General features: G+C 50.6%; 15 protein-coding genes and 1 pseudogene. 4 read left to right on the top strand and 12 right to left on the bottom strand.

Annotated elements, in window-relative coordinates; translation table 11 throughout:
* From B3F49_RS05890 to B3F49_RS05880, 3 genes are all read right to left on the bottom strand, one after another.
* Positions 1-572, bottom strand: a 572-nt coding sequence (locus B3F49_RS05890) for a nucleotidyl transferase AbiEii/AbiGii toxin family protein (RefSeq protein WP_293909717.1), incomplete at its 3' end; no start/stop codon positions are given.
* Complete coding sequence (locus tag B3F49_RS05885) at positions 559-1323, bottom strand: type IV toxin-antitoxin system AbiEi family antitoxin domain-containing protein (protein ID WP_293890910.1); 765 nt, start codon at positions 1321-1323, stop codon at positions 559-561. The genes B3F49_RS05885 and B3F49_RS05890, both read right to left, overlap by 14 nt.
* 466 nt (positions 1324-1789) lie before the next feature.
* Entirely contained in the window at positions 1790-2221 is a 432-nt protein-coding gene (locus B3F49_RS05880; protein WP_293890907.1) for a hypothetical protein, read from the bottom strand.
* Positions 2222-2379: 158 nt separating this feature from the next.
* Here B3F49_RS05880 and B3F49_RS05875 point away from each other — a divergent pair, with 158 nt between their 5' ends.
* Positions 2380-2958: an NADPH-dependent FMN reductase gene (locus B3F49_RS05875; RefSeq protein ID WP_293909714.1), complete on the top strand. Its 579-nt coding sequence runs from the start codon at positions 2380-2382 to the stop codon at positions 2956-2958.
* A 69-nt stretch (positions 2959-3027) separates the two neighbouring features.
* On the opposite strand, the gene B3F49_RS05870 is transcribed toward B3F49_RS05875, so the two are convergent.
* From B3F49_RS05870 to B3F49_RS05860, 3 genes are read right to left on the bottom strand one after another with little or no spacing between them, the layout of a single operon-like run.
* Positions 3028-3756 (bottom strand): ABC transporter permease, encoded by a 729-nt coding sequence (locus tag B3F49_RS05870; RefSeq protein ID WP_293909711.1) that lies wholly within the window; start codon positions 3754-3756, stop codon positions 3028-3030.
* Positions 3753-4439 (bottom strand): ABC transporter ATP-binding protein, encoded by a 687-nt coding sequence (locus tag B3F49_RS05865; protein ID WP_293890898.1) that lies wholly within the window; start codon positions 4437-4439, stop codon positions 3753-3755. The genes B3F49_RS05870 and B3F49_RS05865 overlap by 4 nt, the downstream gene beginning before the upstream one ends.
* A complete protein-coding gene (locus B3F49_RS05860) occupies positions 4439-5365 on the bottom strand; it encodes an ABC transporter substrate-binding protein (protein WP_293909709.1) in 927 nt (308 codons plus the stop codon). Before B3F49_RS05860 ends, B3F49_RS05865 begins: the two co-directional genes overlap by 1 nt.
* Positions 5366-5581: 216 nt before the next feature.
* Between B3F49_RS05860 and B3F49_RS05855 the strand changes: the two genes are divergently transcribed.
* Positions 5582-6274, top strand: a complete 693-nt coding sequence (locus B3F49_RS05855) for a GntR family transcriptional regulator (RefSeq protein ID WP_293909706.1) — start codon at positions 5582-5584, stop codon at positions 6272-6274.
* On the opposite strand, the gene B3F49_RS05850 is transcribed toward B3F49_RS05855, so the two are convergent.
* The 4 genes from B3F49_RS05850 to B3F49_RS05835 form a co-directional block, all read right to left on the bottom strand.
* Positions 6259-6999: an SDR family NAD(P)-dependent oxidoreductase gene (locus B3F49_RS05850; RefSeq protein ID WP_293909703.1), complete on the bottom strand. Its 741-nt coding sequence runs from the start codon at positions 6997-6999 to the stop codon at positions 6259-6261. The genes B3F49_RS05855 and B3F49_RS05850 overlap by 16 nt on opposite strands.
* Positions 7000-7018: 19 nt before the next feature.
* Positions 7019-8296, bottom strand: coding sequence for a TRAP transporter large permease (locus B3F49_RS05845; protein ID WP_293909701.1), 1278 nt, complete (start codon positions 8294-8296; stop codon positions 7019-7021).
* Between the two features lies 1 nt (position 8297).
* Complete coding sequence (locus B3F49_RS05840; RefSeq protein ID WP_293909697.1) at positions 8298-8774, bottom strand: TRAP transporter small permease; 477 nt, start codon at positions 8772-8774, stop codon at positions 8298-8300.
* A 149-nt stretch (positions 8775-8923) separates the two neighbouring features.
* Entirely contained in the window at positions 8924-9937 is a 1014-nt protein-coding gene (locus tag B3F49_RS05835; RefSeq protein ID WP_293909695.1) for a C4-dicarboxylate TRAP transporter substrate-binding protein, read from the bottom strand.
* A 103-nt stretch (positions 9938-10040) separates the two neighbouring features.
* Between B3F49_RS05835 and B3F49_RS05830 the strand changes: the two genes are divergently transcribed.
* Together B3F49_RS05830 and B3F49_RS05825 are read left to right on the top strand one after the other, a co-directional pair.
* On the top strand, positions 10041-10946 hold the full coding sequence (locus B3F49_RS05830; RefSeq protein WP_293909693.1) for a D-hexose-6-phosphate mutarotase: 906 nt from the start codon (positions 10041-10043) through the stop codon (positions 10944-10946).
* Between the two features lie 13 nt (positions 10947-10959).
* Positions 10960-12054, top strand: a complete 1095-nt coding sequence (locus B3F49_RS05825) for an Ldh family oxidoreductase (protein ID WP_293909691.1) — start codon at positions 10960-10962, stop codon at positions 12052-12054.
* Between the two features lie 33 nt (positions 12055-12087).
* On the opposite strand, the gene B3F49_RS05820 is transcribed toward B3F49_RS05825, so the two are convergent.
* Both B3F49_RS05820 and B3F49_RS05815 read right to left on the bottom strand, forming a co-directional pair.
* Positions 12088-12666 (bottom strand): vWA domain-containing protein, encoded by a 579-nt coding sequence (locus B3F49_RS05820; protein WP_422663647.1) that lies wholly within the window; start codon positions 12664-12666, stop codon positions 12088-12090.
* Positions 12667-12779: 113 nt separating this feature from the next.
* A pseudogene (locus B3F49_RS05815) lies at positions 12780-13201 on the bottom strand (RNase III inhibitor); the annotation flags it as partial.

Below are 13201 nucleotides of genomic sequence, written 5' to 3'. Positions count from 1 at the left end.
ATAAATATATCAAACAAATCTCTTGGCGCCGCGCGATTGAGCATAGCGACAATTTTTGAAGCATAAATTTCTATCGGATCAAGACAAAGCGTAGCCAGTTCCTGTTCACTCCATGGTAACAATATAGTTCTTACTACTGGTGGAAGAATGTGGCAGCGAAGCATGTAATTAATCTCAATTTTCATATTATCCTTCATGCCCCCAGCATTCTGATACTCAAAAACAAAGGAATCCAGAGCATGATAAGTTTTTGACTTGAGTCCAAGCGTATATCCTGCAGCACTCGTGTACTTTTTTATTCGTTCTGTAAGAATTTCCCGTGACTTCATCATCTCATCACGTGAGAGATTGTGAGAAAAATCCAAATCGATATCAACAGAGAGTCGAGGCAAGTCAAGAATCATAAGGTTGAGAGCGGTTCCTCCCTTGAGTGCTAATAACTCAGCCAAAAATGAGTCAGAATGAATCCATTTCAACACATCTGCCAACCGGCATATTTTCTCAAATGTATCTCTGACAAATCCCAACTCTCGTGCTTGTCGTCCTAATACCATACGATCATATTGCATCATAATCTGTCACTCCTTTTGCAATAAGCTTAAGCACATCAGCAGGTGCGTAGATGTTCCAATCCTTGTGGAATACAAAGTCCTTCGATCGGTTGTACAGATAAGACTTCCCGGTAGGGAGATGCATCTTGCAATTCTCGAAAAACGAACTGGATAATTGAAGTGACTGAGCCAATGCAGAGAGAATTAACCCTGTTTTTTGGTACAAGAAGCCATTGTCGTACTCCTCCAAGCAAGAGAGAAGCTGTGATTCATCCAATCCAGGAATCAGCTGGAGGCATCGTAACAGTTCTTCCAATCCTCCGATTTTCTCAAACATTTCAATGCTTTCAATGACAGTTCGTTCGAGTGATGAAACTCGAACTCCCTTTGGTCCTTGTTGTATGTGACTGACGATTTTCGGACTAACCCGCCGATAGGTAATACCATCAAATTGAAAATCATGAAAGCGACTCTGGCTTGTTATATATACGTCATAGAACACCTGGTTCGCATATCCGTAATATTCAAACGCGCTGTGGTACGAAACGACTGCATCCTCACTGATATGGGAGGCAATTTCATAGCGGTTAGGAACAGGCTGTCCTGTCTCCATACTGATTGCAACATAGAGATTCTTCCGGACACTTTGGATATATCCTTTTCCCCTATATGCCCGGCTAAGAGCTTTCGCGGCCTCATCGCTGCCGGTAATGGATTTTAGATTTTCTAGACTAAAGCATCCAAGAGATACCAATTCAGGATAGTACTTCATACATTACCTCCTTTTATTGGAATTGTTGCACGAAAGTGTAGTAAAATCTACATTATCGTGTAATATTAACTACAAACATTTCTATATGTACCTCTTGATATCAGAATATTCCAACATCTATGAAGTGGATTTTCATCCCTCTTTGCTTTGCATCTTTCTGAACAGCGAAAGGCTTCAGTATATTCCCCTTATTGGTTGTCGATTACAATCCCGAATGAGCAGTGACAGCCGTATCGACTCTATTGGATGGGCCAGAAACATGAAACTCTTTCGGCAATCCTGCAGCTTCCGAATGGACGTTGTCCCCGGGGAAGGAACCATCTTGGAAAGAGTCTGACTCGGGGAAAAAAAGAAATCCACGCTCTGGCATAGGCAGATAGACTTTTACATCTGATAATTCATTCATTTGGTATTAGCAAGGGCTATACATACTCTCCGGTTGCATAGCCCCCTGTTCAATGAGAAGTCAGATCTGGATCTGTACAATACCGGAGAGCACGATCAAGTGCAGCACGACCTGCTCGATCCAGGTGAACCAATCGGAGCCGCTGATGCGACCGAAGTCGATGGTGAGGACATCGAGGATGACAATCAGGGCGACCCAGAAGATCAGGATGGCCGTATAGGCAAGCTTGGTGATCTTGTCGGGAATGAGTTTGGTGAAAAGCCGGGCACCCAGAAACAGACCGCTGATCAGCTGCAAGGTGGATATGACATAGAGCAGCAGCTCGTTATCCCCGCCGAACATGTTGGAGAGCTCGCGGGATATCTGGCTTCCCAACCCGCGTCCCGAAGTGAATCCGATGATGCCCATCGCCACAAAAAGCAGGGCGATGAGAATTTGCATTACGTTCTTCGACGCAACAACCTGTAGTGATGCCTTGGGATCTTTTGCCATGTCAGGACTCCTTGTTTTGCATCAGTGTACTCTCACGGAGGTGTAGAGTAAAGCACGTGGCAACGGGCAACGATAATTCATACCAAAATGCTTGACGATTGCAAAATAAAATTGTAAGCTACATATATAGCAATGCAACATTGTTAAGGAGTAAGAACATGAATGTACCAAAGATTGGAATTATCATAAGCAGTACCAGAGCCGCAAGAGTTGGACAGCAGGCAGCAGAATACGTAGCATCGATTGCAAAGAAGCGCACCGACCTAGCCTTTGAAATCGTCGACCTTCGCGACTATCCCATGCCCTTCTTCGATGAGGTCAGCTCAAACGCCTACGTTCCCTCGACCAATGAGGTTGCACAGAAGTGGCAGAAAAAGATTGCCAGCCTGGACGGATTCATTTTCGTCACCGCTGAATACAACAACAGCATCACCGCAGCTTTGAAGAACGCCCTTGACTACGCATATCCTGAATGGAACCGCAAAGCAGCGGCATACTTCTCCTATGGCTCGGCCGGCGGTGCACGTGCGGTGCAGCACCTCCGTGACATCTGTGTCGAACTTCAGATGGCGCCGGTGAGGCAGTCGGTCCTGATTATGGGAAATGACTTCTATCCGATCATAAACGGACAGAAGCAGATCAAGGACGTTCCCAATCTTGAGCCCCAGGTCAACAGCATGCTCGATCAGCTCTCCTGGTGGGCGCATGCGCTGAAGAGTGCCCGCGAGAGCAAGTAATATATCGATATCCAGTAACTGAATAAACGTTGGGAGGAAGAGGCCGTCGGCTTCTTCCTCTTTTACTGTTCAACGTGTTTCACTTGGAATTACCAAGCGCTCAAGGCCGTCGAGGGCGACATACAGGGTCAAGCCTAGCAGGCTCAGAAGGACGATTCCTGCGTACATGCCGACATACTGGGCCATCACCCAGTTGTTCATGATGTAATACCCAAGACCGTAGGTGGCTGCATAGTTCTCACTGATGAAGAGCACCGAAAGCGAAATGCCCAAGGTGATGCGCAGCGATGAGAAAATCCGCGGCAGGATGAAAGGCCAAAGAATATCCCTCAGGATTTGGGTTTGCGTGAGATGGTATGCCTGGGCAAGCTCCAGGTATTGCACAGAGATTTCCTTCACCCCGTCACGGATGGTTACAGAGGCCGGAAAGAATATGATCACGGCTATGAGCATGATCTTGGACAAGTCCCCGATGCCGAAAAGCACCATGAAGACCGGAAGGAATGCAATCTTGGGCAGGGGATAGAGCAGGTAGAGCACCGGCGAAATGAGCTGGTCGAGCTTCTGTGTCCGACCGGCAAGCATGCCGGTGGGAATGGCGAAGAACAAGGCCAGGGCCATCCCCATGGCAATCCGGTAGAGGGAGAAGAGCAGGTGCAGGTACGGCTTGGCGGTCTGCATGCTGAAAACCAGATGCAACAAGACTGCATGCGGGTAGGGTATGATCGGGGCCTGCATCACCAGGGCCATAAGGTACCATGTGATGATCACAGCCAGAAAGCCACGCAGGTACTTCATCGGCTGCCTCCCAACCGGGAACGCAAGATTCTCTGCAATTCAAAGGCTTCTTTCTTTATGCGCAGATCAGAGAGCTCATGATAAGGATTCGTTGTCTCAAAGACGATGCCTTCCTCTGTCATCACCACGATGCGCGAACCCATGAAAACCGCCTCGGCTATGCTGTGGGTGACAAGCACCAAGGTGATGTTGTTGGCTTTCACATAGGCTTTCACCTCATCCTGCAGCCGCTCCCTCGTCTGTTCATCCAAGGAAGCAAAGGGTTCATCCAGCAGAAGGAGGCCGGGTTTGCGGATCAAGCTGCGGGCGAGGGCGACACGCTGCCTCTCCCCGCCGCTGAGCTGTTTGGGATAACTGGACATCTTCTCCTTAAGGCCCACCAAAGCAAGCAACGCCTCTGCCTCGCCCCTCATCTGCTTGGGAAGGCCGAGCAGCACATTGTCGATTGCCCGCTTGTACGGCAGCAGGCGGTCCTGCTGGAACATGATCGCGCACTCACCCTCTGTGGTGATGGCCCCCCCATTCAGAGGCAGCAGGGAGGCTATTGCGTAGAGCAGACTGGTCTTGCCGCAGCCGCTTTTGCCGATGATGCTTACCATTTCGCCCTTTTGCACTTCCAGCGAGAAGCCTGAGAACGCGACCTTCGAGCCGTAGAGCAGCCGGGCATCCTGAATACTCAGCATTACAAGCCCTCGATGAAGCGGGCATCGAGCATGCCGGCAGGGGAGAACTCATATCGTTGGTTGGTCACCGACTCAGTCCAAGCCATGATCTCCTGCATGAAGGAGGTGCTGGGAAGCCTGGGAGTCTGAAAGTCGGGCAGGTGAATCGAATCCCGGATCTCGGATGGAAGATTCGGGATGTACTTCATGAGGGCTTCGCGGGCAAGACTCTCGTCCTCCTTGATGGCCTTCACAGCCTTTGCGTAGGCGCTATGGAAGCGCTTCAACGCCTCACTTTTTTCCTTGGCCGCCTTCTCGGTAAAGGCGATGATATTCAGGCTCTCGGAAGGAATGCCTGGATAGAAGAGTTTCTCCAAGCCTCTCAGAGCCCCGATGGAAGCGAAGGGCTCGGGAAAAATGCCGACATCGAGGCGGCCTGAGACCACCGCCTCCAGGCGGGCGGGAATCTCATTGATATACACCTTGGAAACGGTATGGTCCGGCCCCAGGTACTTGTCGATGAGGTAGTTTGTCACGCTGATCTCCATCGTTCCAGCCGAAACGGCTTGCTTCTGTTCCAAACCAGGTTTCGCAAGAAGCGGGAAGTCGCCATCGGTGGAGAGAGTTCCGATGAGTTTGAAGTCACTTGCCGTCTGGGTGATGAGGGCGACAAGGTCGGTCATGGCCCCATCGACCTGGCCGGTCTGCAAGGCCGTCTGGCGATTCTGTCCGTTCGTGAAGAGCATAAGCTCTACATCGACCCCGGCCTCCTTGAAATATCCCTTCTCAAGCGCTACATAGAAGGGGGCGGCATCGACGGCGCTCATCATGCCCACTGTCAGGGAGGGAATGGCAACGTTCGCCATTGATTGCTGTTCGGATTTCCTGCAGCCGGGGAAAACCAAAAGTGTCGCGATGAAAAGGACAAGCAAAAACTTCTTAAACATTCGGGGCCTCATCAGTGAATCAACATACTCTACCATAGCCGAATATGCTGATTCAATGCAGGAAGGAAATTATCAAGGAGTCTGAAAGCTTTGGTAACAATCGAGTCCTGCAGAGTGCCGGGTTACGGATTGTCTCACCTTTTTGTGCATTGTAAAACGATTTCAAATTCTGATATACTAGATTTAAGATAAAAATTATGAGTATCAGGGAGCCATATGAAGCAGGAACAGGTTGCCGTAATTGATAAACGGAGTTTGGCGGAGCAAGTCTATCAGTATCTATGTGATTCCATCATCGGTGGCCGATTCAATTATGGAGATACCCTGAGTACCAAGCAACTGGCCAAGGAACTCGATGTCAGCATGATGCCGATCCGGGAGGCCCTGAAGCGGTTGGAAATCGATGGGTTGGTGGAAATACGACCCAGAAGCATGTGCTTGCTCAAGACGCCGACCAAGAAAACCATCCTCTCTGCAATTGCGATGAGGGAGTTATTGGAAGTTTATTCCGTAAAGAGCGTATATGAAACCATTGAGAAAGAGAGGTTGGAACCCTTGAAGGCCCTCACCTCATCAATGGCCGAAGCTTTGGCGCAAGAGGACCTACACACGTATATAAAATTCGACTGCCAATACCATCTCATGCTCTGCTCTCTGTGTGACAATGAGTTCATACATCGGTCCTACAAAGAGTTGAACCTGCATCTCAATATGAAGTATATGTATGATATTGGAATCAAGCCGGACTACTCACAGACGTTCCAAGATCATATCGATCTCCTCAATGCCTTGGAACATCATTCACCCGCTGCGCTGCAAATCATAGAGAAACATCTGCATACCAGCAAGAAAAACATTCTCAGCGGTGCTTTTCTTGCCGGTGATGAAGAATCTCAATCCATCAAGTAACCACCGTTGACGTTCAGCGTTTCCCCGGTGATGAAGGAAGCCTCATCAGAGGCCAAGAAAAGTACTGCAGCGGCCACCTCGCTGGATGTCCCCATTCGCTTGAGGGGAATGGAAGAGACCACATTTCTTCGTTTCTCCTCCGACCATTCAGCACTCATGTCCGTCTCAATGGCATGGGGCGCCACGGCATTGACCGTGATGCCGTACTCTGCCAACTGGCGGGCAAGTGAACGGGTGAAGGTATTGACCGCGCCTTTGGATGTGCCATATGCACAGCTGGCCGTGATGTCGCCGATTTTTCCCGCTATGGACGTCACATTGACGATTTTCCCGTAGCGTTTGGCCACCATATCGGGCAGAAACGCCTTGCACATATAGAACGTTCCGTTCACGTTGACGTCGATGACCTTGCGCCACTGCTGTGGGCTCAAGTCGAGGATTCCTTCCCTTGTGATTATTCCGGCATTGTTCACCAAAATATCAACGGGACCTTTCCAAGCATGAACCTTTTGGACCAGGCGCTCGACAGCCTCAACATCGGCGATGTCAACAACGGCGGACAACACATTTGGGTTAAAGCTTTGTATCAGTTGCTCGGTCTCAGTAGGAATACGTACATCAACCAGGACCACTGCAGCACCCTCCTTTGCGAAGCGGATCGCAATCTCTCTTCCGATACCTCGGGCTGCACCGGTGACGACAGCAAGTTTTCCATCCAATTTCATAGTCGATTCTCCTTACGATTTATCCGAACAACAAGTTCGGCAGGAATAAAACAAGTCTGGGGAAGAACATCAGGATCACCACCAACACAATGACGGTGAACAGAAACGCCCACATATCCTTGATGTAGTCGGTCACTGAAATATCGAGTATCTGACAGACTGCATACATAGCCAAGCCCACCGGCGGTGTCATATTTCCCATCGTGATAATGGTGCAGAACAGGATGCCGAAGTGGACCGGATCAATATTGACTGCCTTCGCCAAGGGAAGGAAAATCGGGGTGAACAACAGGATGATCACCGACCCATCCATGAACATGCCAAGAATGACTAAAATCCCGAGGATGATGAGCATGACCAAATATTTGTTTTGGGAAATACCCAATATTGCATCCGTAAGCAGTTTGGGGATGTTTTCCAGAGGAATCCCATATCCGAAAATACCTGAGAGGGCGATGATGAACATAATCGCCCCGACATCGATGACCGTGTCTCCGAGTGTCTTGGCAATTTTGAGGAAGTCCAACTCACGGTATACAAAAGCACCAATGATAATGGCGTAGATGCAGGCAAAGGCTCCCACTTCAGAGGGAGTGAAGATGCCGCTGCGGATGCCTCCCAACAGGAGGATGGGGAATAACAGAGCCCAAATGCTCTCTCCAATCGCAGAGAATACTTCCTTTGTTGTAGCTTTTTCCCGTTCAGCCCCATAACCGCGCCGGGTGGAAGTGATCCAAACGGTAATCATGAGGCCGATCATCATAAGCAGTCCCACCAGCATGCCTGAAGCAAAAAGCCGGCCGATGGAGACCTCACCGACAGTTCCATACAGGATGATGCCCACCCCGGGAGGAATGGTTGCAGTAATGAGGGCAGTCCAACTGATGACATTTGCGGTATATCCCTTCGAATATCCCCGTTCGATCATGTCAGGCCCGAGCACCCGTGCCTCCATTGAAGCATCGGCGATGGCCGAGCCGGAAACTCCTCCCATGCAGGTGGAGAGAACCACACTGACTTGTGCCAGCCCCCCGTGCATATGACCGGTCAGGACCGAGGAGAGCTTCATCAAGCGCTTGGTGATTCCCGAGGAGTTCATCAGATTCCCGGCAAAGATGAACAGAGGAACAGCGAGCATGGCAAAGTTCTGTGTTTGGGAAATGGGCAGCTGGACCGTGATGGTGAAGGGCAGTTCCGGATGCTGAAGAAAGAATGCCATTCCTGATATCCCGATTGCGAAGGCAACAGGCATGCCCATGACAAGAAATACGATGAATAGGATTGCTACAAGCAGCATGTCAGACCCCCTTCCTGCAACTCTGGAACAGATTCTTGAGTTTAAGAATCGAGGTGATGATCATCAGGCTGCTACCAACAGGTACACAGAGGATCACCCAGGTATAACTGAAGCCGGGAATGCCCTGGAACACCCTTCGATAGGAGATGAAACTAAGCTTCACCCCGTAGATTGCGAGTGCGGCGAGGAAGGAGACAATGAGCAGGTAGTTGATGATGGTAATGATTCTGGCACTCTTTTCTGAGATTTTGAGCAGCACCAGCTCCATTTTCACCAATTTGTCATGGCGCAAGGCAACATCTGCCGCCAAAAAAACACTCCAGGCAAACAAGAAAAGAGAGAAATCCTGGGACCAGTTCACCGGCTTGTCCACCGATCTGGCCACGGCGCCAATGAATATGAGCAGGCAGCTGGCCGACAGAAATACTGCCGAGACTATGACTTCCAGTCTACATATCCGTTCATAGAATTTCCGCATGGAAACCCCCTTTCTAAAGACTGCAGGAAACATGCATTGGTATCATGATGCGGGAGCGTGCTTTGACATAAGGCGCACGCACCCGCATACCTGGCGGAAGTGGTAAGCTAAGAATAACGACTGTACAATCCGAGCGATGCCATGCTTTCTTACTTGGTTTTGCCCATTTCAGCATAGATCTTGTCACGGGCCGCCTGCAGGTTGAGTTTCACATAGGCAGCCTCTCCTGCAGCCTTGAACGCCTTCATGTCGATCTGAGCTTCCGGGATGACGGTCATACCCCTGCTCTTCAGCAGTGCCAAGTTTTTCGGATCCAACTCCTCAAGGTATTGGCGGGAAACCTCCAATCCAGCTTTGTTGCACTCTTCTTCCAAGATTTTTTGGTATTCGGGAGGCAGTGAATTGAACCACTTGCTGCTGATCACCTCGAAATTGATCAGCAGGATATGCTTGGTTTCATTCACATACTTGCAAACCTCATGGAAGTTTCCCGTCGCGGTGGCGGTGAAGGAGAGCTCGAGTCCGTCGATGGCCTTGGTCTGAAGACCGCTGAACATATCGCCGTAGTTCATGGCTACCGGAATTGCTCCGATGGCCCTGATGGACTCCTGCCAAATCGGTGCGCCCGGTGTTCTGATGCGCAGTCCATTCAAATCTTTGGGGCTGGTGACCGGCTTATTGGTGATCGTTTGCCTGAAACCTTGCACCCAGAAGAACAACAGGACCTTGAAGCCTTGGGTCCGTTCGAGCTCGGCCTTCCATGCCTGTACGGTGGGCAGCGTATTCAGTTTTTGGACTTCATCGAGAGTCTCGACAAAGTACGGGGCATTCATCACCGCCATGTCGGGAACATACATGCCCAATCGTGCTGCATCGGTATTCTGTCCGATGTTTGCCCCCTGACGGATTTGCTCAAGGATGTCCTCTTCAACCCCCAACTGGGCGCTGGGATAGACTTCGATGGTCAAGCCGCCGTTTGTCCTTTCCTTGACCGCTTCAGCCCATTTCAAGAATGCAGCATGGTACGGATCCTGCGGTGTCAGTACATGATTGAAGCGCAAAACATACTTCTTTTCTGCGGGTGCTTCCTGCACCCCTGCGGCTGTGAGCAGTACGGAAGTGATGATGAGAAAGAGTGAGATGATACTGATGATTTTTTTCACAACGAACCTCCTTTAGGCTTGCTGATATCTTAGATAAATGATATCTTAGCATTGTCGATTTGTAAAGACTCTTGTTTTCACCATCACAGAAGGAGACGGAACGATGGAAACAGCAGCACATTTGCACGTGCATCAGCTCTCCCGGACAGTTCAGAGGGCAACAGGGCCGGCTCAATTGAGTGTTCTCCTTATTGAAAATGAGCAAGCCCGGTGTATGGTGTACCTGCAGGGAGCGCATGTAGCATCCTTCACTCCCAACGACCAGGCCGATCTATTGTTCATGAGTCCATACAGCACCTATGAGAAAGGAAAGCCGTTTCGGGGAGGCATCCCAATCTGTTTTCCTTGGTTTGGAAAGCATCCGAAAAGGGATGACTTGTTCCTCCACGGCTTGGTTCGCACCAAACCCTGGGAACTGAGAGAGGCGATCGATATCGCCGACGGTTCGACCAAGCTCGTCTTGTCCACGGAGGATGACGAGTACACCCGCTCCATTTGGCCGTACCGATTCTCCCTGCAGCTAACGATAACCGTCGCCGCTTCCCTGCGATTGGATCTGCAGGTGACCAATACCGATGAACAACCATTCTCCTTCGAAGAAGCCTTTCATACGTATTTTCGCATCGGCAGCTTGCAGGACTGCTCGATCACCGGACTAGACGGATGTACCGTCGTTGACCGATCTGACGGCAATCGGGAGTACTCCCAAGACGGGTCCGTAGTCGTTGGCGGGGAGTTTGTCCGCATCTTTGAGCAGGCAGGTCCGGTTGTGGCACTCCATGATCCTGTCCTTGGAAGAAGCATCCGAATGGAACAGGAAAACCTGAAACAGGTCTTTGTTTGGAATCCTGGTGATGAGAAAGCAAAGCAAAATCCGGAAGTATTGGATGCCTGGAAGGATTTTCTCTGTGTCGAGCAGGTCAACAGCGGAAAAGCAGCCGTGGTCCTGGAAAAAGGCCGAACGCATCAAAGCACTCTGGTGGTATCGTCACTACCCTATGCAATCTAACAGGAGGGCACGTATGAAAGAGGAAATCAGGATCGAGCGAAAAGCGTTGGAACAGTTTGTTGCAGATGTTTTCAGGAAGCTGGGACTCTCCTCCGAGGAGGCTGCTGATTCAGCTGAGATCCTGGTTGCAGCCGATGCCCGCGGCATCCCAAGCCATGGGGTGGCCCGGCTTTGGCGCTATGAGAATGGAATACGAAAAGGCATCATGGCAAGCTCTGTCATCCCGACGATTCTCCGTGAAACCCCGATTTCCCTGGTTCTGGATGCCAACGGTTCCATGGGTATGTATCTCAGCAAACAGACAATGACCAAGGTGATGGAGAAAGCGAAATTGAGTGGTGCCGCATTTGCTTCAATTCGTAACAGCAATCATTATGGAATAGCCGGCTATTATGCGGAGATGGCTGCAAAAAACGATATGATTGGGATCTGCATGACCAATACCGCTGCGTTGGGGGTTCCCACGTTCGGTCGGATGCCGATGTTCGGCACCAATCCCATTGCCTTTTCGATACCCGGTCACACAGGCAAGCTCTTCACCCTGGATATGTCCACCACAGCGGTGACACGAGGAAAAATTGAAGTGTATGAGCGCGAGCAGCAGGAGCTGCCCCAGGGATGGGCGGTGGATACCAAGGGACAGGTAACCAGCAATGCGGGCCAATTGCTCCAGGACATGCTCTATCAGAGGGGAGGAGGGCTCATTCCACTCGGAGGTGCGGGAGAACTTTTCGGTGGGCACAAGGGATATGGCTTGGCAGTCATGGTTGATATCATGACTGCAATCACCAGCGGCGGGGTGTTCGGCAAGTCCGTCATGGACAGTGAGGCCACCAGTGCACGCGTCTGCCATTTCTTCGGAGCCATCCGGCTTGATGTATTCAGAGATCCCGAGGAATTGAAAACCGATATGGATAGGCTGTTGGAAGAATTGAACAACACCGAGCCCGCTGAAGGGTGTGAACGAGTCTATTATGCTGGTCAGAAGGAGCATGAAGCTGAAAGAAACAGCAATCTCAACGGCGTCCCCCTCTCATTGAAGGTGTTTGAGCAGCTGTGCTCGATCGGAAAGAGGGCCGGGGTGGAGTTCCCCCAGCCCCTCTTGTGACTAGGTTGTTATCGCTTCTTGCTTCGGCGCTTCTCAAAATCCTGCTTGATCTCNNTGATTCCAGTTCTCAGGAACCGTCTTGTAGGCCCGTACACTGCAGACTGCATCGCATACCGCATCGAAGTTGGCCTGGATGCCCTCGCTGTCGGCATGAAAGCTTTGGGCACGGTCGGCATGGATACCCAGGTTTGAGGCTGTCTCGATTGCATCGATGTTTGCACCCAGGAAGATGAACTCCCACTTCTCCTGTTGCTTTGCTTTGATCAAATCCTTGATCGCATCAGGACCGTACTCCCTGCTTGCGTTCTCCTGCCCATCGGTGATGATGACCACCAGTACCTGCTCCGCCTGATATTCTGCTTGCAGATGCTTCTGGGCATTCTCAATCGTATGCACCGTCCGCCCGATGGCATCCAGCAGCGCCGTGCTGCCGCCCACGCAGTACTCCTTCGCTGTAATCGCCTTCACCGCCTTGATCGGCAGCCGGTTATGAAGCAGCTCATAGGTGTTGTCAAACAAGGCGGTGGTGATGAAGCACTCACCCTCAACACGTTTTTGCTTGTCCAGCATCGCATTGAATCCCCCGATGGTGTCGGATTCCAAGCCGCTCATTGAACCACTCTTGTCGAGAATAAAAACCAATTCGGTCATATCTGCACCCTCCTTAGGCTACCTAAGGAGTACCATGTCCTGTTTTGCCAAAGGTCACTTGGGAGGCGACAAATTCAACTGCCCAGAAGCGGCTGGTCGTAGCTGAACAAAATCTCGTTGATGGCGAATATGTCGTAGATGTGTTCGGTCAGGCAGTATTCAACAATCACATCGAACTTGCTTGCATGGGATAAGGAGTACCCTGCCAAGCCCAAAAGCCACTGTGCCTCCTCAAGGCTCAGCTCCAACGCCACGGCAAGGGCTAGAATGGTCTTCTTGCCCGGCATGTAGCCGTTGCCGCTTCTGATCTTTGAGAAGTGCTTGCGGTCGAGGTTTGCCTTCTTGTACACCTGAACCTCGGTTTTCTTCTTCTGCTGGATAAGCCTGAGCAGGGAGTCGCAAAAGGGTTCATCCAGTGTCTGCAGCATATCTTCGAGGGAAGGCTGCGAAGCATGGACACAGCCGTCTCTGAAAGCATCCATCCCGACATCGAACA

The organism is Sphaerochaeta sp. UBA5836, from assembly GCF_002432845.1.
Classification (GTDB): domain Bacteria; phylum Spirochaetota; class Spirochaetia; order Sphaerochaetales; family Sphaerochaetaceae; genus Sphaerochaeta.
Note: the sequence above shows the minus strand (reverse complement) of the source record. Positions and strands in the feature narration are given on the sequence as shown.